Annotated in this window: 16 protein-coding genes; 10 read left to right on the top strand and 6 right to left on the bottom strand. The window is 60.2% G+C overall.

The genetic code is table 11. From position 1 onward, the window contains the following. Nucleotides 1-102: 102 nt before the first annotated feature. From ACOYW1_RS23995 to iorA, 4 genes are all read right to left on the bottom strand, one after another. Complete coding sequence (locus ACOYW1_RS23995; protein ID WP_482420045.1) at nt 103-1,596, bottom strand: TolB family protein; 1,494 nt, start codon at nt 1,594-1,596, stop codon at nt 103-105. A 1-nt stretch (nt 1,597) separates the two neighbouring features. Continuing rightward, complete coding sequence (locus tag ACOYW1_RS23990) at nt 1,598-2,602, bottom strand: potassium channel family protein (RefSeq protein ID WP_482420044.1); 1,005 nt, start codon at nt 2,600-2,602, stop codon at nt 1,598-1,600. Nucleotides 2,603-2,869: 267 nt separating this feature from the next. Further along, the gene (locus ACOYW1_RS23985; protein WP_180142604.1) at nt 2,870-3,463 is read right to left on the bottom strand and encodes an indolepyruvate oxidoreductase subunit beta; all 594 of its coding nucleotides are present in this window, start codon (nt 3,461-3,463) and stop codon (nt 2,870-2,872) included. Nucleotides 3,464-3,559: 96 nt separating this feature from the next. Then, a complete protein-coding gene (iorA, locus tag ACOYW1_RS23980; protein WP_482418114.1) occupies nt 3,560-5,413 on the bottom strand; it encodes an indolepyruvate ferredoxin oxidoreductase subunit alpha in 1,854 nt (617 codons plus the stop codon). 509 nt (nt 5,414-5,922) lie between these two features. Between iorA and ACOYW1_RS23975 the strand changes: the two genes are divergently transcribed. The 9 genes from ACOYW1_RS23975 (at nt 5,923) to ACOYW1_RS23935 (ending at nt 15,083) form a co-directional block, all read left to right on the top strand. Beyond that, nucleotides 5,923-6,633: an XTP/dITP diphosphatase gene (locus tag ACOYW1_RS23975; RefSeq protein WP_482420043.1), complete on the top strand. Its 711-nt coding sequence runs from the start codon at nt 5,923-5,925 to the stop codon at nt 6,631-6,633. 211 nt (nt 6,634-6,844) lie between these two features. Continuing rightward, entirely contained in the window at nt 6,845-8,794 is a 1,950-nt protein-coding gene (locus ACOYW1_RS23970) for a phosphoenolpyruvate carboxykinase (GTP) (RefSeq protein ID WP_482418113.1), read from the top strand. A gap of 334 nt (nt 8,795-9,128) precedes the next feature. After that, a complete protein-coding gene (locus ACOYW1_RS23965; RefSeq protein ID WP_482420042.1) occupies nt 9,129-9,551 on the top strand; it encodes a sodium:solute symporter family transporter in 423 nt (140 codons plus the stop codon). Between the two features lie 7 nt (nt 9,552-9,558). Further along, the gene (locus ACOYW1_RS23960; RefSeq protein WP_482420041.1) at nt 9,559-10,845 is read left to right on the top strand and encodes a sodium:solute symporter family transporter; all 1,287 of its coding nucleotides are present in this window, start codon (nt 9,559-9,561) and stop codon (nt 10,843-10,845) included. 321 nt (nt 10,846-11,166) lie between these two features. Further along, on the top strand, nt 11,167-12,042 hold the full coding sequence (locus ACOYW1_RS23955) for a DUF6178 family protein (RefSeq protein WP_482420040.1): 876 nt from the start codon (nt 11,167-11,169) through the stop codon (nt 12,040-12,042). After that, the gene (locus ACOYW1_RS23950; RefSeq protein ID WP_482420039.1) at nt 11,984-12,754 is read left to right on the top strand and encodes a DUF6178 family protein; all 771 of its coding nucleotides are present in this window, start codon (nt 11,984-11,986) and stop codon (nt 12,752-12,754) included. Before ACOYW1_RS23955 ends, ACOYW1_RS23950 begins: the two co-directional genes overlap by 59 nt. Nucleotides 12,755-13,143: 389 nt before the next feature. Then, nucleotides 13,144-13,707, top strand: a complete 564-nt coding sequence (locus ACOYW1_RS23945; protein ID WP_482420038.1) for a GAF domain-containing protein — start codon at nt 13,144-13,146, stop codon at nt 13,705-13,707. Nucleotide 13,708: 1 nt separating this feature from the next. Continuing rightward, on the top strand, nt 13,709-14,614 hold the full coding sequence (locus ACOYW1_RS23940) for a protein kinase (protein ID WP_482420037.1): 906 nt from the start codon (nt 13,709-13,711) through the stop codon (nt 14,612-14,614). 25 nt (nt 14,615-14,639) lie between these two features. Beyond that, nucleotides 14,640-15,083: a universal stress protein gene (locus ACOYW1_RS23935; protein ID WP_180142618.1), complete on the top strand. Its 444-nt coding sequence runs from the start codon at nt 14,640-14,642 to the stop codon at nt 15,081-15,083. 131 nt (nt 15,084-15,214) lie between these two features. Here the strand turns inward: ACOYW1_RS23935 and ACOYW1_RS23930 are convergent, their stop codons facing one another. Together ACOYW1_RS23930 and ACOYW1_RS23925 are read right to left on the bottom strand one after the other, a co-directional pair. Continuing rightward, nucleotides 15,215-15,967 (bottom strand): SIR2 family NAD-dependent protein deacylase, encoded by a 753-nt coding sequence (locus ACOYW1_RS23930; protein WP_482418109.1) that lies wholly within the window; start codon nt 15,965-15,967, stop codon nt 15,215-15,217. Nucleotides 15,968-15,985: 18 nt separating this feature from the next. Continuing rightward, complete coding sequence (locus ACOYW1_RS23925) at nt 15,986-16,825, bottom strand: MBL fold metallo-hydrolase (RefSeq protein ID WP_482420036.1); 840 nt, start codon at nt 16,823-16,825, stop codon at nt 15,986-15,988. A 547-nt stretch (nt 16,826-17,372) separates the two neighbouring features. Here ACOYW1_RS23925 and ACOYW1_RS23920 point away from each other — a divergent pair. After that, nucleotides 17,373-19,175, top strand: a complete 1,803-nt coding sequence (locus tag ACOYW1_RS23920; RefSeq protein WP_482420035.1) for an acyl-CoA dehydrogenase — start codon at nt 17,373-17,375, stop codon at nt 19,173-19,175. Nucleotides 19,176-19,409 lie beyond the last annotated feature (234 nt).

Genomic DNA, 19,409 nt, shown 5'->3' with positions numbered 1-19,409 from the left:
CGCATGTGATGTCCCTGAGGAACGAAGGGGCGGAGCATGTGCGAACCTGGGGTGCAGGGGCTTTATCCCCTGCCCGCCGGAGGCTGTTTTTTTTCTGTTACTTCAATCGTATGGTATCGATGGCCTCCGGTTTGAAGGGCACGAATTCCGGGATATTGGCAGCCATGGTCGGGTGACTGAAGCGGTGGAGCCGGATGGCCGGTGAGTCGGTGCCGTCTTCATTGACATGGGTGAGAAAAAGCTCCGTTGCCATGGCGCTGTTTTGTGCCATTTGCCGTTGGGGGACCAGGCGTGCCAGGAGTTCATGCCGGTGCGGTTGCAGGTCATTTTTCGGGCAGTGCCTCCGGTGGCCGGAACGATGCAAAGGCGGCTGTCCGGCTGGAGCATGAGTCCGCTCCGGCTTTGGGTGAAGACCACCCAGTTTCCGTCCGGGGAGACCCGGGCAAAGTAGTTGCTCATGCCGTTGTTGCTGGCGCCCTCAAGGGGGGTGGCCGTGCCCCCGTTGCCGTTATCAAAGGGGAGGCGGCAGATATTGAAGCGGATCGGGTATTGCCGGTTGAGTACGTCGATGCCCTTGGGGGAGGAGAGGATACGGATGTTGCCGAGGTCCGGGTGGTAAGCGTTTTTGGTCTCGGCCCGGGCAAAGAGCAGGGCGGATCCGTCCGGGGTCCAGCTGGGATCGGTGTGGGCAAAGTCCCAGTCGTCTGCGCCTTTCAGCGGGGCAAAGGTTTGTGTGCGCCTGTCGTAGGTCCCCAGGAAGCCGAAGGTGGGGAAGAAGAGCTGGGAGTAGGCGGCATCGCCGGTGGTGACCATGAAGCCGATGTCGTTGACCGGGCCCACCATGAAGCGTCCTGAAGGGGAGAGCCTTGCGAAACTTCCCCGGGGCGGAGGGAAGAAGGGGGGCGTGGGATAATCACTCCAGCTCATGGTGTCGTTGTGGGTGATCTCCATGGTTTTGGCAACGGGTTTCACCCACTGGACGCCGCTGTCTCCGTCCACATTCATCTCCATGGCAAGGAGGCGGCCGTCGGCGCTGGCCTGGTGGCAGCCGCTGCAGGTGGGCTGGTCGGTCATGACGGTTTTGGGGGCGTGGGTGTCATCCACCGCGCCGAGCTTCCAGGTGATGCGCCGGATATCGTCTTTTGAGAAGCCATAGGGCAGGGGGAGCTGGCGGTAGAGGATGGAGGCGTTCACCGGGTCGTTGGAGATAAAAAAGCGCCGCGTTGAAGGGGCCATGCCGGGGCGGGATGGCCCGCCTGGCCGTGAGATGCAAAGGGTTACGGGGGCGCCGGTGGCTTCTTGCTTGATGCGGTGCCACAGGCCCGGGTCGGGCTGCCAGGGGGAGGCTGGTACCTCCCGGCGGATGGGAGGGCCTTTGGGAAGGCGGATCTCCACGAGCCAGGGCGTTTCGTTTTGATGGAGCCCCCTCCATTCAAATAGGGGCGGGGCCATGTCCCGGGGGTAGATCGCCCCTTCGAGGGGTTCGAGGATCTCCAGGGTGCCTGTTGACGCAAAGGGGGCGGTGTGCGTGACGGGCGGGACGCACCGGGCGCACAGGAGCGCTGCGGCAAGGAGGAGGACCCACGGCCGCGGCATCTCAGCTCACCCTGGCCTGGAGGCGTTTGATTTCGTCGATGTTGCCCATGACCACCAGGGTCATGCCCGAGGCCAGCAGGGTGTCGGCCTTGGGGTTGAAGAGGGTGGTCTCCTTGTCTTTGAGCCCCAGGACAAGGAGGTCGTGTTCCCGCCTCAGGTCGGTTTCGGAGAGCCGCCTGCCGTCCATGGGGGAGCCCGGGGTGATGGGCAGCTCGTGGATCCTTAAGGGGCCCTGTTCGCTGCGGAGCATCTGGTCCAGGAAGTCCACGGCGGCTGGCCGGACCATCTCCGAGGCCATGCGCAGGGCGCCGATGGTGTTGGGGGAGACGATGCTGTCGGCCCCTGCCTTGGTGAACTTGGGGGCCATTTTCGGGTCGCTCACCTGGGCGACGATGCGCAGGTCTTTGTTCATCATGCGGGCGGTCATGGTGACGTATAGGCTGTCTTTGTCCTGGGGCAGGGCAATGACCACCCCTTTGGCCCGGTCGATGCCTGCTTTTTCCAGGTTGGCGTCGTCGGTGGGGTCTCCCTCGATAAAGAGGATGTGGTGTGCGGAAAGGCTTGCTGCGGCAGGGTCGTTCTCCTGCTCGATGATCACCACCTGCTCTCCGCAGGTGAGCAGTTCATGGGCCAGGGGGCGACCTGTTTCCCCGCCTCCCACCAGGATGATGTGACCGGTGAGGCGATTGATCTCTCGGTTCATGCGTCTTCTCCTTCGCACACCGGACAGTTCCCCTTCGATGAGAAAGGCGGTGATGGAGCTGATGGCATAGAGGATGAACCCCATGCCGAAGGTGATGAGGCCCATGGTGAAGATCTGGGCCGCGATGCTGCTGGAGACGTCCAGGATCTCTCCGTAGCCCACGCTGGTGATGGAGATGACCGTCATGTAGAGGCAGTCGATCCAGCGCTCCTGGCCGTGGAAGATAAGAAAGTAGCCGGCGGTGCCGATGGCCACCACCACGAGGATGCCCAGCAGAAAGGTGGTGATTCGCTTCTGAATCATGGACGGTGCCTCCTCCGGGGAGCGTTCCCGGGTTCGCGAATGCCCCTCGGGCTAAGCGGCTTGGGGTGGTTCGTGTGTCGATGTCTTTGAAAGACGGTGGCCGTTGCGGTGCGCTTGAGTAAGAATGCGTGCTTAATAATAAGGTGACACAAATTGGTCGTGAAATCGATGGCCGGAGATTTTTTTTCCATGGGCGGGGGCCCGGGAAGGCGTGTTCAGGTCCGGGGGGCATAAGCCTCCCCGGACCCTGTCGTGATTCGCGGAGCTTTAGTGCTTTGCCGCTTCGGCAAAGCCAAGCTCAAAGGCTTTCAGGTTTACGTCCACAAAGGCTTTTTTGGTCTTGGTGGAGATGGCCTCGCGGATGGCGTCGGCGCTGATGGGCAGGACGCCGGTCTCGATGAGGGCGCCCAGGAGCACCATGTTCACCGAAAGGACGTTGCCGGCCTCTTCGGCGAGCTTGACGGCGTCAAAGGCGATGAGGCGCCTGGTTTTGTTTGCCAGCAGCTCGGTGACCTTGTCGATCTCCGGGTACACGCCTTTGCCGATGGCCACGGTAAAGGGGGGCAGGGGGGAGAGGTTGGTGATGGTCACGGTCTCTTCTTTGCAGCGTCCCAGGGCCCGGAGGGCCTCGGAGGGCTCAAAGCTGACGAAGACATCGGCTTCGCCGTCAGAGATGATGGTGCTTTCGGCATCGCCGAAGACGATGGAGGATTCCACCACCCCGCCCCTCTGGGCCATGCCGTGTATCTCGCTCATGTGCACGGGGATGCCCTGGAGCAGAGCCGCTTCGCCCAGAACCCGGGACGCCAGGAGGTTGCCCTGTCCGCCCACCGCCACGATGATCAGTCTTTTGGTATCCATATGGGTGTCACCTTGTGTTGAAAAAAGGTTATGACGAAGGCCCATGCCTGTTTTTGAAAACAGGCGGGGCCGGTGTCGTTCATGGAGCCGCTCTGCCTACTTCTTTACGGGCAGGATGGCGTTTTCAGGGCAGATCTGGGCGCAGATGGCGCAGCCGGCGCACATATCCTCGTTGATCCGGACCCGTCCCCCTTCGGTGGTGAAGGCGGGGCAGGCGATGGTGTCGATGCAGTCCCTGTGGTTCTTGCACTTCTCGGGGTTCACCTGGAACTTCTTGCCGGTGAGCTGCTTGAGGCTCTTGGCGTAGAGGGTGCACTTCTCCTTGGCGATGACCACCGAGACCCCTTCGAACTCCACGGCTTCCTTGATGGCAGCGATGCTCTTCTTGAGGTTGTAGGGACGGACCACGGAGACGTGCTTGACGCCTGCGGCTTTCACGAGCCCTTCGATGTCAATGGAGTTGTATCCTTCAAAACCCATCTCGTCCATGTCCACGCCGGGGTTGGGCTGGTGGCCCGTCATACCGGTGATGCGGTTGTCCAGGATCACCAGGGTGAAGTTGTGGTTGTTGAACACCGCGTTCATCAGGCCCATGATGCCGGAGTGGAAGAAGGTGGAGTCTCCGACAAAGGAGATGACCTTCTTGTCCGTCACCGTGGAAAAACCAGCCGAGGTGCTGGTGGAGGCGCCCATGCAGAGCACGAAGTCCCCGGTGGAGAGGGGCGGCATAAAGCCCAGGGTGTAGCAGCCGATGTCCGAGGGGAACATGACGTCCATGCCCTGGGTGGCCTGTTTCACCGCGTAGAAGGTGGCCCGGTGTGAACAGCCGGCGCAGAGGTTGGGCGGACGGTTGGGGATTTCGGGCACGTTGGAGGTGTCCACGCTCTGGCTGGGGACCGGGGCCAGCTCAAAGTAGGCGGCCATGATGTTGCGGACCATTTTGGGGTCGAATTCGTAGAGGCGGGAGAAGAGGTGCTCCCCTTTGCCGCAGATGGGCAGGGTGAGGCCGTTCTCCTGGGCCACGGCCTTGACCGCCTCTTCCATGAAGGGCTCGCCCTCTTCCACCACGAGGACCTTGTCGCAGCCCTTGATGAAATCGAGGACCAGGGCCTTGGGCAGGGGGTTGGAGAAGCCGATGCGCAGGATTTTGACCTTGTCGGTGGCGCCCAGGTCCTTGAGGCCGTCTTTGACGTAGCTGTAGCTGACGCCGTTGACGATGACGCCCAAGGAGCCGCTTCCGTCCACCCTGTTGAGGGGGGAGGTGCAGGCGATCTCTTCGGCCTTGTCCAGGTTGGCCAGGAGCTTGACGTGGAGGCCCCGTGAGACGGCGGGAACGGTGACGCAGCGCATGGGGTCCTTGGTGAAGTCGCCTTTGGTTTTGCGTTCGGTGATCTCGCCCAGCTCCACCACGCCGGTGGAGTGGTTGATGCGGGTGGTGGTCCTCAGGATCACGGGCTCGCCCAGGGCTTCGGAGAGTTCAAAGGCCTGCTTGGTCATCTCCTTGGCTTCGGCAACGGAGGAGGGCTCCAGCACGGGGAGCCCTGCGAGCTTGCCGTAGTAGCGGTTGTCCTGCTCGTTCTGGCTGGAGAACATAAAGGGGTCGTCGGCGGTTAAGATCACCATGCCGCCGGTGACGCCGATGTAGGCAAGGGTGAGAAGGGCGTCGGCCGCCACGTTCATCCCCACGTGCTTCATCACGCACATGCTTCGTACGCCGCAGTTCGCCGCTGCCGCAGACACCTCTACGGAGACCTTTTCATTGATGCTGTACTCGAAATAGAGATCGCTTTCTTTCGACATCTGAAAAAAGTTGAGGGAAATCTCCGACGAAGGCGTCCCGGGATAAGAGGCGGTAAACGCGACGCCGGCTTCAATGGCGCCCCGTGCAATGGCCTCGTTGCCCAGCATGAGCATCTTCTGGCCCGGGTTGTCTGTGAGAAGCTTGTGCATGGCAAAATTCCTTATGGATGGGTGTTGACGTTCTCGTTAAAGTTAAATCTCCATTTTTTTAGACGTGATAGCCCCGAATGTCAAGGCCTTGGGCCACTGACGCCGGGGAAAAACAGGAAGACGCGGGGGTTGCCTTCTCTTCGGACGGTCATAATAAGGAGGGGTTTCGGACCGTTTCTCTGCCGGATGGGCACCCTGTCTTCAGGCGGTGTTCTTTTCGGTGCAGATGGGTTAAAAAGAAGGTTCGAAAATGAACAAGATGTTCGTTTCGAGAGGTAAAAAAGTGCGGAAATGTTCGTCTTGGAAAACCTTCGCCTGTCATGGCCCAAAACCCTTTACAAGGCCTCTGGTTATACATTAAGAGGAAGTGTAATTTGTTTAAGATCGGGCCGTTTGGTGTTGTTTTTTCCAAAGGAACAGACGCTTGAGATGCCCGTCAACATATATTTACGCAACGGTGTCGCCGCGTTAAGGCCGGCCCCGTTGTCTGGGAAGGGTGGTACGCTCCTATGAGTAAATCCGTTATTCTTGTTCTGGCCACACGGAACAAGGGAAAGACCGAAGAGATCCGGGCCCTGCTGGCCGGGTTCCCGGTTGAATTGAAGAACCTCGACGACTTCGGGCCCATTCCCGAAGTGATTGAGGATGGGGACACCTTTGACGATAACGCCTACAAAAAGGCGAGTTTTACGGCTCGTGTTCTGGGCTACCCTGCCATCGCCGATGATTCGGGGCTGGTGGTGGAAGCCCTGAATGGTGAGCCCGGGGTCTATTCGGCCCGATATGCCGGAGAGAATGCCGACGACGCAGCCAATAACGCCAAGCTTCTGGAACAGATGGCTGGTGTTGAAGATCGCAGAGCGGCGTTTCAGTGTGTTCTCTCCATCGCCATGCCCACCGGGCAGGCCCTAACCTACGAAGGTCGCTGCGACGGGGTGATTGCCCAGGCGCCTTCGGGAGAGGGCGGCTTTGGCTACGACCCGCTCTTTTTCTGCCCCGACAAAGGGAAAACCTTTGCGGAGCTGACCATGGAAGAGAAAGGGGAGATCAGCCACAGGGGCCGGGCCTTGAAAGAAGTGGCGGACGAATTCGACAAGGTGCTGACCTGGATCGACATGCACACGCCGGTTCAGGAGCGGTTTGAGTGCAAAGGGGGTGCTGATCAGGCCCGACGGCACATGGCTGTGGAACGATGGGGTTTGTTCTTATGGGCCATGTGACCTGTTGATGTCCGCTGTCTCGGCGAACAGAACGCGCTCAATTTAAAGATGTATTCACATTCCAACGTATGATGACTCGAACAGAGCCTCTCAGGCCTTATTTTATCCGCATGGGGTTGCGGCACAAAGGCGCGTGAGAAGGCCGGGTGTGAAGTATTGCCCGGCGACGGGGGCTTCGGGTTGTCATCACACTTTCAGGATCAGGAAGAACATGGCACAGAAAAAAGAGATGATTGGGGGGATCGAGACGCTTGAGGAGGCCCTGGCCTTCCTCGAGGCTCGCATGGACGCTGAGACCCTGGCGAAACTTAAACAGATTCGCACCGAAGAGGTGGTGAAAACCATCGCCAACGCTGCGAAACTCTGCACGCCGGACAGCATCTTCATCAACACCGGATCCGATGCGGACGGAAAAGCCGTTCGTGCAGGCGCTTTGGCCAACGGGGAGGAGGACGCTCTTCCCATGCCGAACCACACGATCCACTTCGAGCTCAAGGAGGAGCAGGGCCGTATCACCGACCGCACCTTCTACCTGGCCGAGCCCGAAGAGAAGGTCAGCTCCCTGGCCAACCGCATCGACCGGTCCGAAGGCCTTGACGACGTCAAGACCAAGATGGGCGGGATCATGAAGGGCATGACCATGATCGTGGGCCTCTACATGAGGGGACCCGTTGGCGCCCTGGGCTCCAACCCCTCCCTTCAGATCACCAGCTCCTTTTACGTGGCCCACAGCGCGGAGATGCTCTACCGCAACCGGTTCAGCGACTTTGACAACGAAGTGGAGCGTCTGGGGTACTTCTACACCAACATCCACTCCCAGGGCCTGAACCGAACGGAAGACCTTCCCAACGCCAGGGTCTACATGGACCGAAACGACCAGACCACCTACTCCATCAACTGCACCTACGCGGGCAACACCCTGCTGATGAAGAAGGGCAACCATCGTTTCTCCGTGGACAAGGCAGTGAAAAACCGCGGCAACGAGCTCTCCGAGCACATGTTTATCACGGGCATCGAAGGCCCCGGCAAGCGGACCACCTGGTTTGCAGGCGCCGCCCCCAGCGGTTGCGGCAAGACCACCACGGCCATGGCCGGCCACCACTTTGTGGGGGATGACCTGGCCCAGATGTGGATAGCCGAAGACGGCACCGTTCGCAGCATCAACCCGGAGAGCGGGATTTTCGGCATCGTGGAAGACGTGAACTGGGAAGGCGATCCCGGCCTGATGCCCCTGCTCCGCGAAGAGGGCACCGAGGTGATCTGGTCCAACGTCCTTATTGATGACGACGGCAAGCCCCACTGGACCGGCAACGGCGAAGAGGCCCCCACAAAGGGTCGCAACTTCCAGGGCGAGTGGAAAGCCGGCATGGTGGACGAGAAGGGCAAGCCCGTTCCCGTTTCCCACCCCAACTCCCGTGCCACCCTGGTGGCAAGCTCCCTGGCCAACTACTCCCCCTCTTCCGAAGACCCCAGCGGTGTTGAAACCAGCGTCATCACCTACTCCGGTCGCGATGCCGACACCATGCCCCCGGTATGGGTCGCCAAGAACTCCGACCACGGCGTGGCCATCGGCGCGTGCATCGTCTCCGCCGCCACCGCCACCGAGGTAGGGGCCACCGGCGTGAAGCGTGCCCCCTGGGCCAACGCTCCCTTTATCCCCGGCGCCCTTGGCGAGTACATGGACGCGCAGTTCACCTTCTGGGCCAACGAGCGCATTGCCGACGGCAAGCGTCCCCTCATGGCAGGCCTCAACTACTTCCTGACCCACCAGGCCCGCGGCGGCGAGTCCACCAAGCTCCTGGGCGAAAAAAGGGATGTGAAGGTCTGGCTTGCATGGCTGGAGCGTCGTTTCCACGGCGAGGTGGGCGGCATCGAGACCCCCATCGGCATCATCCCCGAGTACGAAGACCTGAAGGCCCTGTTCACCGACATTCTGGACAAGCCCTACCCCATGGACCTCTACACCAAGCAGTTTTCCCTGTACGTGGACAACATCATGTCCCGTATCGACCTGCAGAATGAAGCCTACGGCAAGGAAGAGGACATTCCCGCCCGCTTCTTCGAGGTTCTCAAGGAGCAGAAGCAGGGCCTTGAAGCCCTCAAGGAGAGCTTCGGTGCCGTTGTGAGCCCCGAGGCACTCAAGGAGAAAAACGCCGCTTAGATAGACCCATGCTGAAAACGGCGAAGGCCCCGCTCGATGGCGATCGAGCGGGGCCTTTTTTTTGGGGGGAGGTGCCTTTGGATTTTGCCTTCTATGGTTAAAGTGCATGGAAAAGCCTGCCTCCAGGGTATTGGAAAATTTAAAGGCCTGTTTGTCAAGCTTTTCAAAAGCTTGGCCCCCGGCAGGGCCGCCGGAGGCATCTTTAACCGGCCTTCCAGAGGCAATTCACTGTTAAACGCGTTTGCCTTGCATGGTTCCATGGATTCGCGTGCTACCCTGTCCCAATTCTGATATGGGTGGGACGGAACTGTTATCAATTGCATGTGGAGGTGTTATGTCCCATCTGGATTGGGCGATTGTCGGGGGCTATCTGCTGTTCAGCGTGGCCCTCGGCCTCTATTTTTCACGCCGGGCCCTCAAGAGCGTGGACGACTATTTTGTCTCGGGCCGTTCCTTTCCCTGGTGGCTTGCAGGGGTCTCCATGGTGGCTTCGGCCTTTGCCATTGACACCCCTCTGGGCATTACCGGGCTGGTGGCGGAAAACGGCATCCCGGGGGTCTGGTTTGCCTGGTCCTTTGTGCTGGGGGCGGCGTTGGCGGCTTCCTCTTTTCCGCCATGCTGCGCCGGTCCCGCATCATCACCACGGCAGAGCTCATCGAACTCAGGTACTCCGGGCCCCAGGCAGCGGTGCTACGGGCCTTTAAGGGGCTCTATTTCGGGGTGTTTGCCAACGCCATTACCCTGGGCTGGATCTTAAAGGCGGTGTGGACCCTCTCGGAGGTGGTGGTTCCGGGTGTGAACCGGGACCTGTTGCTTTTTGTACTGCTTTTGTTCACCCTTATCTACACGGCCATGAGCGGGCTCTGGGGCATTGCGTTATCCGCGACTTTATCCAGTTTGTCATCGGGAGCGTGGGCTCCTTTCTGCTGGCCTTTTACGCCTGGCGGTACATTGGCGGCATCGACCAGGTGGTGATCGGGTTCACGGAAAAATACGGGGCCGCGGACGCCGGGCTTCGCCTCTCCTTCCTTCCGGAGGTGGGGACCCCGTTTTTTGTCACCTTTGTGGTGTTCATGACCTTGAAGTGGTGGGGCAACCCGCCCCCTGCCATCACCCAGCGCATCATCGCCTCCAAAAACGAGCAGGATGCCTCCAAGGCCACCCTCTTTTTTGCGGTTCTGGCCTTCGGGTTCAACTACTGGCCCATGATTTTTGCCGCCATGGTTTCCCTCATCGCCTTTCCCGATGCGTCAAGCCCGGAGACGGGCTATGCCATGCTGCTGACGACCCTGTTGCCCTCGGGCATGCTGGGGCTCATGATGGCCTCCCTTATGGCGGCCTTCATGTCCACGGTGGACACCCACATCAACTACGGGGCCTCGTACATGGTCAACGACATCTATCGCCGGTTTATGGTGAAGGAGGCCTCAGAGACCCATTATGTGCGCGCCTCCCAGGTAAGCACGGTGCTGATGCTCCTTGTTTCCGTGGTGGTGGCTTACAACCTCGATTCCGTGGCCGATGCCTGGTATTATATGTCCATGATCACAGCGGGGTACGGCATCGTCATCGTGATCCGCTGGTTCTGGTGGCGGGTGAACGCCTGGGCCGAGATCACGGCCCTGGCCACCTCGGGGGTCACCAGCACCTTGCTGTCGCCCAAGTTTGCCCAGGCCCTGGGGTACTGGGACGCCATCCCCCATATCCGGTGGCAGTACCGGTTTCTCATCGTGGTGGGGATCTGCACCGTCAGCTGGGTGGTGGTCTGTTTCCTGACGGAGCCGGACGACGAGGCCCACCTTGTGGCCTTTTGCGAGCGGGTGAGGCCGTTTCCCGCCTTCTGGGGACCCATTTACAGGCGATACCCCCATCTTGGGTGGCGTCCCAATTTTGGGCGGGCCTGCCTGCTCTGGGGCATGGGGGCCGTGGGGGTTTACGCCTTCTGCTTTGGTGTGGGGAGCCTCATGTTCCTTCGGTATGCCCAGGCAGGGGGGCTGATCCTTCTGGCTGCGGTCATCGCGTACCTGATCTCCCGGCTCTGGCGGCCGTGATGAGCCCTGCCGCACCCCCGTGTTTCCCGGAGAAGGGGCCGGGTTTTTGACAGACCGCCCCACCGGCATTACTTTAGGTGGTCCCGGGAAAGACCGGGGCGTCCCCCCGGCCACGGGTGGTTAGCCGACCCTTATTCCGGCCTGATGCTGCACGAGCAGCTCGGTCCATGCCATACGAGGAAAACAGATGAATCTTGAAGAGAAAATGGAGTTGAACGGGAGCCTCTCTCCCGCGGATGCGGCGCGCTACGAGCGTCGCCTGAAAATCATGGGCATGGAGCACTGGACGCTATCATCAGCGATCCGACCCCTGCGGCCCTGGTGCAGTCGTTTCCCCATCAGGACCTCTACTTCCTTGTCAACGACATCGGGGCAGAGGACGCCTTGCCCGTGCTGGCCGTGGCCTCGTCCGAGCAGTGGGAGTACTTTGTGGACGCGGAGGTGTGGCAGCGGGACCTCCTGGACGTGGACGGCTTGACCCGCTGGTTCGATCTCCTCCTCAAGGCCGACCCCAAGCGATGCGTCAACTGGATGGTTGTGGAGCACACCGCTTTTTTCGAGGACTATCTGGCCCGGCACATCGAGGTGAGGGTCCGTGAGAAAAACGAGGACCCGTCCGAGTTCGGGCCCGGCTGGTTCACCTTTGACGACTGGTTTTACATCCGGCATCGCGAGGTCCCGGACGAGCCGGTGGAAGACGGCGCGCCGTACATCCACCCGGACGATCGAAACGACGTGGTCTTCTCTCTGCTCCAGACCCTTTCCAAAGAGGATCATCCGCGCTTTCAGGCCGTGATGCTGGAGGCCATGAGCGTCCTTTCCGCCGAGGTGGAAGAGGAGAGCTATCGCCTGCGCAACGTGCGGCTTTCCGAAAAGGGTTTTCTGCCCTTTGAAGAGGCCCTGGGGGTCTACGCACCCCTGGACGCGGAGTCCCTGCGCAAGGGCCTTAAAAAGACACCTCCCCTGGATGCGGCCACCGTGGTTCCCCACGCCCACACCGGTGAGGTGCCCGAGGGCTCCCTGTTCTCAGATGCCCTGGCGGAGCTGGACGACGTGACGCTTTTGTCCGCCCTTCAGATGGAGTTTGCCGTTTTGTGCAACCGCGTCATTGCCGCCGACCAGAAGCCGGTGCGGGAGCGTGCCGAGCTCTCTTCGGGTGGTGAAGAAGGTGTGCGGGTACATCTCCCTGGGCCTTGAGGCGCTGAACCGCGACGCGGAGATGAATAAGGGCCTGGCCGCATGGCTTGCCGAAACCAGTCTGGAAGAGATCTTCAGGGTGGGCTACGGTCTGGCCATGGGGCTGAAGTTCAAGGCGGACCGCTGGCGCAAAGAGAGCTGGCTCCTGGGACGCGGCCTCTCCCTCTCCCTTCTGGGGGAGGCGTGGATGGGCGTCACCGGAGGCCTGCTTCTCAACCGGCCCCTCTTTTACGACAACTACCGGAGCGGCTCCCTGTACCGGGAGTTTGAGACCCTGGCCGATATCGAGGCCACCGAGGCGGTGCTCTCCGATGTGACGGGCATCGATGCCGTACTGAGCCTGCTGGATCCGGACCCTGAGCCTTTTAAGGGACCCGACTTTACCATCAAGAGCCTGTTGCTGACCCTGTGGGCTGCCGCGTGGCTGGGGGAGGGAGACCATGGGGGGCCCCTTACCCTGGACCAGGTGAAACGGCTTCTCTCCGGCATCTGGACCGATGAGGGGGGCACCAGGCAGGTTTCGGACGAGGCCAAGGCCCACTGCCTGGCCTGGCTCTCCGAGGAAACAGGCTTGAGCCGGGTGGAACTCAGCGAGAGGCTGGCCCGGGGGCTGGAGCGCCTTTTCGGGGAAGTGGCCGAAGAGTATGCCCACCTGGACCCCCAGCAGGTCGATGCCCGGTTTATGCAGCTTTTCCTGACCCGTTCCGAGTAGTTTCCGACTTTTTCTTCCACACAGTGGTTCCGGGTTTGACTACTTTTCTTTCCATGGCGACGGGGGGCTCCTTGCCCCCCGTCCCTGATTTGCCGTCTGTTTCGAGGTGCTTCCGCCGAAAAGGGTATTGACTCACCGAGGGGATCTGGAGTAGCATTTTATCCATGACTTCCCGTGGGTTGCCCTTTGCCTGACGGCCTTTGGCATCTCCGGTTACACGACGCGTACATGCTTCTCTCTTTTTTTCTCTTTCTGGGTCCGGTGCCCTCCTGCCTGCGTATGCCCATTCCTGCCGGACAATCACCACAGCTTCGTTGCTTCATCCATGTTCTGATTTTGTTCCTTCGTGAATGGCTCCCCTTTTGTGGGCGTCGCTTTTAGGAGGTTCCATGACCTTTGAACCGGAAAGGAAGATCGGGCTGCCTCAGTTCCGAGCCATCAGCCACGCCATTTCCCGTTATGAAGACGTCACCATGCTGGGCCATCACCTGGTGGAGAGTATCTGCATCTCCTTTGAGATCAAGGCGGCCAGCATCCTTCTTTTCGATGACCGGGAAAAGATGCTCTTCAATGTCTGCAGCCACGGGCTCAGCCAGGAGTACAATCGCGTGGTGCCCGAGTTCTCCGATATGTTTCAGGAGTTCACCCAGGGGCGCTGGGTCTACTTCGAAGACTTTGCCAACGACCCGAGGGTGAAAAACAGGGACGCCGTGAAAAAAGAGGGCATCGCCTCCATGCTGTCGGTTCCCATCAAGCGCAGCGACAACATCCTCGGGCTGCTCAAGCTCTACAACTCCGAACACTGGATTCTCCATGACGAGGACATCATGAGTGTGGCGGTCCTGGCCGAGCAGTACGGCCTTGTCATTGAGAACAACGGTCTCCAGAATTTTCTGAACGAGGTGAAGGTGGCCATGGGAAGCCTTCCCCTCCGCAAGCTCAAAGGGTTGTAAGATGGCCGGGCGGCTGGTGACCGATACCTCCGATTTCATGTCCATTGATATCGGGGACCGCGTGGCGGTGGGGGGCCGGGAGTACCGGGTCACCGGAAACGCGCGGGAGGGGCGCTTCGGTGTGGAAGACCCCAAGATGTGGGTGAAGTGGGTGGTGGATGAGGCCACCGGGGATCGCAAGGTGATGAAGCTGGTCTTTTTCGAGACCTTTGTCACCTCCCTGGGAGGCGTGAAGATCCGCTGCTTCCGGGACCCGGTCAAGGAGGGGAAGATCCTTTCCCTGGTCAAGGACCATCCCTATTTCATGCAGGGGGTGGAGTTCAACGACAACCGGGACAACAGCGTCCGGATCATCGACGTGGTGCGGGGAGAAAATTTCTATTTTTACATCGAGGGGCTGCACATGCCCCATAAAGTCTACTTTGAGGAGGTGCTCCCCGGGATCCTCAAGGGGCTGGTCAAGGCCTTCGAGGCCCTGAGGTACCTGCATGTGAACGGGTTCCGGCACGGGGACGTGAGAAACGATCACATCATCATCGACAACGAGTCCGGCAACTACACCTGGATCGATTTCGACTACGACTACCAGGCCACGGAGAACCCCTTCGGGCTGGATATCTTCGGCATGGGAAATATCCTGCTCTACGCCATCGGAAAGGGGTTTCACACCCTCCACATGATCAAGTACGACACCCGCATCTACGGCGATCTCTTTGACTCGCTGGTGGCCACCGACCTGTCGATCCTGGACGGCAACCGGGTGATGAACCTGCGCAAAGTCTACCCCTACATCCCCAAGTCGTTGAACAACATTCTGCTTCATTTTTCACGGGGGTGCGAGGTGTATTACGAAAACACGGATGAGCTGATCGAAGACGTGACACGCTGCCTTTATTCTATCTTCTAACGGGAGTGACCAATCGGAGGTGGGCATGGATTCCATGTTGATTGCCTTAAGTGATTCCATGAGTTCCAAGGCGGTGCTGGAATATGTTCTGGCCATGGCCTGGTGCCCCGAGGACCTGCAGGTGACCCTGCTCCATGTGTTCCGCAAGCAGTCGGGCGGGGAAGCCCTCATGGGGCAGAAGTTCATGAAAAAGCAGCCTGCCCGGTACATGGAGGTACTGGAACAGGCCAGGGACCGGTTTGTGGAGAAGGGGGTGCCCCCGGAGAACATCACCCTCCTCATGGTCACCGAACCCTACGACACCATTGCCGACGGCATCATCGACCAGGCCCGGCGGGTCAACCCTTCCCTGGTGGTCATCGGGCGCAAGCGCATGAGCAAGGCAGAAGAATTTGTTCTTGGAGACGCCAGCATCAAGCTGGTGAGGGCCTTGGAGGGCATGGCCGTGCTGGTGGTAAAGGTAAGCTGAGGTAAAGCCGGGTGTGACTTGGCCCGGGCAAGGAAGGACAAAACGCGACGGGCCGTCCATGATGCGCATAATGGACGGCCCGTTTTTATTTTGGTTCGCCTTGCCTGGGGCAGGCCGCCCTTGAAGGGGTATTATCCCCTGGCCGGGATGGGGATGGCCTCGGCCAGGCGGGAGAGAACGGCCCCTGCGTTTCCCTGGAGGAAGATGTCGGTGACTCCGGCGGTGAGGGGCGTGGGGGTGGGGTTCACCTCGATGATGGTGGCCCCGTTCTGTTTGGCCAGGACCGGCATCATGGCCGCGGGCTGGACCGTGGCCGAGGTGCCCACCACGAGCATGGCCTCGCACTGGGAGGCGAACTCCCGGGAGCGGCCCAGGGCCTCCATGGGGATATTTTCCCCGAAAAAGACGCAGTCGGGTCGGTAGATACCGCCGCAGGCGCAGAGCGGAGGAAGGCTCTCAAGGCCGATCTCTTCGCTGGGGGTGGCCTTACCGCATGCCATGCAGACCAGGGTGGCAAAGGTGCCGTGGAACTCGATGACATCCTGGCTTCCGGCTTTCTGGTGGAGGGAATCGACGTTCTGGGTGATGACGGCCGAGAGCAGGCCCCGGCGTTCGAACTCGGCCAGGGCCAGATGGGCTTTGTTGGGCCTGGCGGTGTCCAGGACCTTTTTCATGGCCCCCATGAGCACTTCCCATACCCTTGCCGGGTTTTTCATGAAGGCATCGATATGGGCAAATTCCGTGGGGTCGATTTTCTCCCAGAGGCTCCCCGGTCCTCTGAAGGGCGGGATTCCGCTCTCAACGGAGATACCCGCGCCGGTGAGGGCCACGGTGAGGCGGCTTCGGGTCAGGGCGTGCACCGCATCGAGGATGTTTGTCTCCATGTTATTCTCCTGAGGCTCTTATACCGACATGACGGTGTCGGACCCCACGGCAAAGCAGTCCAGGGGCGACTCCGCCCGGAGGATCTCGTCCCTGCAGGCGTTGACGATATCGTCGATGGCATCGTCGGTGTGTTCGGCGTTGTGGTGGATAAGTCCCAGGCGGCCCACCTCCGCTGCCAGGGCCAGGCGCAGGGTATCGGGCCAGGCCGAGTGCCCCCACCCCTTGCGGGACTCGTACTCCTCCTGGGTGTATTCGGCGTCGTGGAGGAGCAGATCGCTGCCCCGGACAAAGGCGACGTAGTCGTCAAAGGCTCCCCCGCCTTCGTGGGTTTGACCCAGTTCGTTGTCGGTGAGGAACACTGCCTGACGGTCGTTTTCCCGGATGCGGTAGCCCAGGCCCCCGTTGGGGTGGCTGATGGGGATGGTGTCGAAGGTGAGGCTCCCGATGGTGAAGTGATCCAGGGGGAAATCGGCAAAGCGGATATGCTGTTTGATGTCCCGGTAGGGGACGGGAAACCGTGGCGGGGAAAAGAGGGTGTCCAGGGCCTCTTCGATGTAGCTTCCCCCGAAGGGCAGGCGCGGTATGGTGATCTGGCAGGTGTCGGAGAACAGCGGGGCAAAGGCTGTGAGGCCCATGAGGTGGTCCCAGTGGACGTGGGTGAACAGGAGGTGACAGGAGCGGCACCCCTCCCGGGCCATGAGGCTGCCGAGGTTGCGAATCCCGGTTCCTGCGTCGATGATGACAAGGTCGTCGGTTTCGCTTCGTATTTCCAGACAGGTTGTCTCGCCGCCGTAGGTCAGGTAGCCCGGTCCGGAGACTGGGATCGAGCCGCGGGAGCCCCAGCACTTGATGTACATGTCGGTCCCTCAGGGTCATGGCATGGGTGTTTTTCCATGCGGGTTGAATAAAAATGGCCTTTTGACGCCTTGGGTTGAGGCATTGTGAGACAGCATAGCGCATAGGGCCGGTGTCAGACAAGGTGCATGTGGCCCGTGGCGTCACTTTGCCTGATGACGGTGTTTTGGAGACAACGCAAGTTTCACTAGGTGGGTGTCATATTTCAGGATATGAGGGCATTTCCCGGTCCGAATGGGAGCGCTGTTTTGCTGCGGCAAATGCTCCCTCAGCTTGACATCCCCAATCACATTTATTACTATCTCATTTCTTTCGGTACATTGTTTACAGTCGCGTATCCATGTGCCTTTCGTGAAAGGGTCGGAATCCTTGACCTATCAACCCGCAATGATGGTATGAAAAGAGGGGGTGTCAAGCAGGGCAGGTGGCACCCCGGGGCACGGATCCGGTTTGATCCGCCTCCCGGAAGCCTTGGGGCAGGGGAGGCGCCCGGTTTTTGCCGACAGGATAAACACGGACAGATGATTTCATAATGAAAGGAGATGTTTCATGGCCCAACCCATTGCCGATCGACGGGATGTAGACTTTGTTCTCCATGAACAGATGGAGGTAACCCGGCTGACGGACAACGAGACCTTCGCCGAATTCAACAAAAAGACCATCGACATGATTGTCTCCGAGGCACGTTCCCTTGCCATCAAGGAGATCATGCCCACCCAGGAGCCCGGAGACGCCGGGTGTGACTTTGAAGGGGGCACTGTGACCCTGCCGGAGTGTTACTCACGGCCCTGGGAGCTTTTCATCGAAGGGGAGTGGCTCGCCATGTCCGATTCCCCGGAGTGGGGCGGGCAGGGCATGCCCAAGACCGTGTCGCTGGCTGCCAATGAGTATTTCATCGGGGCCAACGTGGCCTTTATGCTCTACCACGGCCTCACCCACGGGGCGGCCAAGATGGTGGAGGAGATCGGTAACGAAAAGCAGAAAAAACTCTACCTGAAAAAACTCTACTCCGGTGAGTGGGCCGGGACCATGCTTCTCACCGAAGCGTGTGCCGGGTCCGATGTTGGTTATCCGATCCCGGCCAAAAAGAACCCGGACGGGACCTACTCCATCACCGGCAGCAAGATCTTTATCTCCGGTGGTGAGCACAGCATGACGCCCAACATCGTCCATCCTGTCCTGGCCCGCATCGAGGGTGCCCCTGCCGGGACCCGGGGCATCAGCCTCTTTCTGGTTCCCAAGTACCGTGTCAACGAGGACGGGTCCCTGGGTGAATTCAACGACGTGGTCTGCACCGGCATCGAGCACAAGATGGGCATCAACGGCAGCGCCACCTGCTCCCTGACCCTGGGGGGCAGCGGAAACTGTATCGGTGAGCTCCTGGGCGAGGAAAACAAGGGCATGCGCAACATGTTCATCATGATGAATGATGCCCGGCAGCTGGTGGGCTTGCAGGGCTTCGGCGTGGCCACGGCCAGCTACATGCACGCCCTGGCCTACGCCCGTGAGCGGGTCCAGGGGGCCAACATGGTGAAGCCCAGGGAGGGCAGCGTTCCCATCATCCAGCACCCGGACGTGCGGCGCCAGCTCCTGGAGATGAAGGCCAATGTGGAGGGCATGCGCAGCCTCATCTACTTTTCCGGCATCTGCCACGACATGGTCAAGCTGGCCGAAGACGAGGAGACCCGCCTGGAGTACAGCCAGCTCCTGGAGGTGCTGACCCCCATCATCAAAGGGTATGTCACGGACAAGGCCAATGAAGTGTGCAGCCACGGTGTTCAGGTCTACGGCGGTTACGGGTACTGCAAGGACTTTCCGGTGGAGCAGCTCCTGAGGGACAGCCGGATTTTCCAGATTTACGAGGGCACCAACGGCATCCAGTCCATGGACCTTCTGGGCCGCAAGGTGGGCATGAGCAAGGGCAAGCCCTTCATGAGCTTTCTGGCCCGCATCAAAAAGACCATCGACGAGGCCAAGGAGTCTGCGGAGCTGAAGCCCCTGGCAGCCAAACTTGAAGAGGTCTACACCCGGTTCAACGAGGTGGTGGTGGCCCTTGCCAACGCGGCCATGGGCGAGAAGGTGCAGAGCGCCTTTGCCCAGTCCCATCCCCTGCTGACGGTCACCGGTGACCTGACCTTCGGCTGGCTGCTGCTCTGGCGAGCCCTCACCGCGGAGAAAGCCCTGGCCGGCAAACCCAAGAAAAAGGACCTTCCCTTCTACGAGGGCCAGATCAAGACCTGCGCCTATTACATCAACAACACCCTGGCCGTGACGTTGGGTCGCCTTGCCGCCATCGAGGGCATGGACGATGCGGTTATCGGCATCTCGGAAGAAAGCTTCGGAAGCAAATAAGCCGGTGACTCCATAACGGCGAGAAGGGCGGTCCTCAGGCGCGGGGGCCGCCTTTTTTTGTTGCCGGGGGCCGTGGGAAAAAAGGGGATGTTCCCTGGGGCACGGTGGGGGTGTTTGCAAAATGATCGCAATTGGGTTAAAAAGATGGTCTCGACCCATGGTCGCGGTATGTTAAAAAAAGACAGGCGTTATTATTTCTTCACCTTTCGACGGGCCCTCCAGGTGCGTAAGCGC

The sequence above is a fragment of the Desulfoluna sp. CYM3A genome (assembly GCF_056829965.1).
This window is presented reverse-complemented; position numbering and strand designations above follow the sequence as displayed.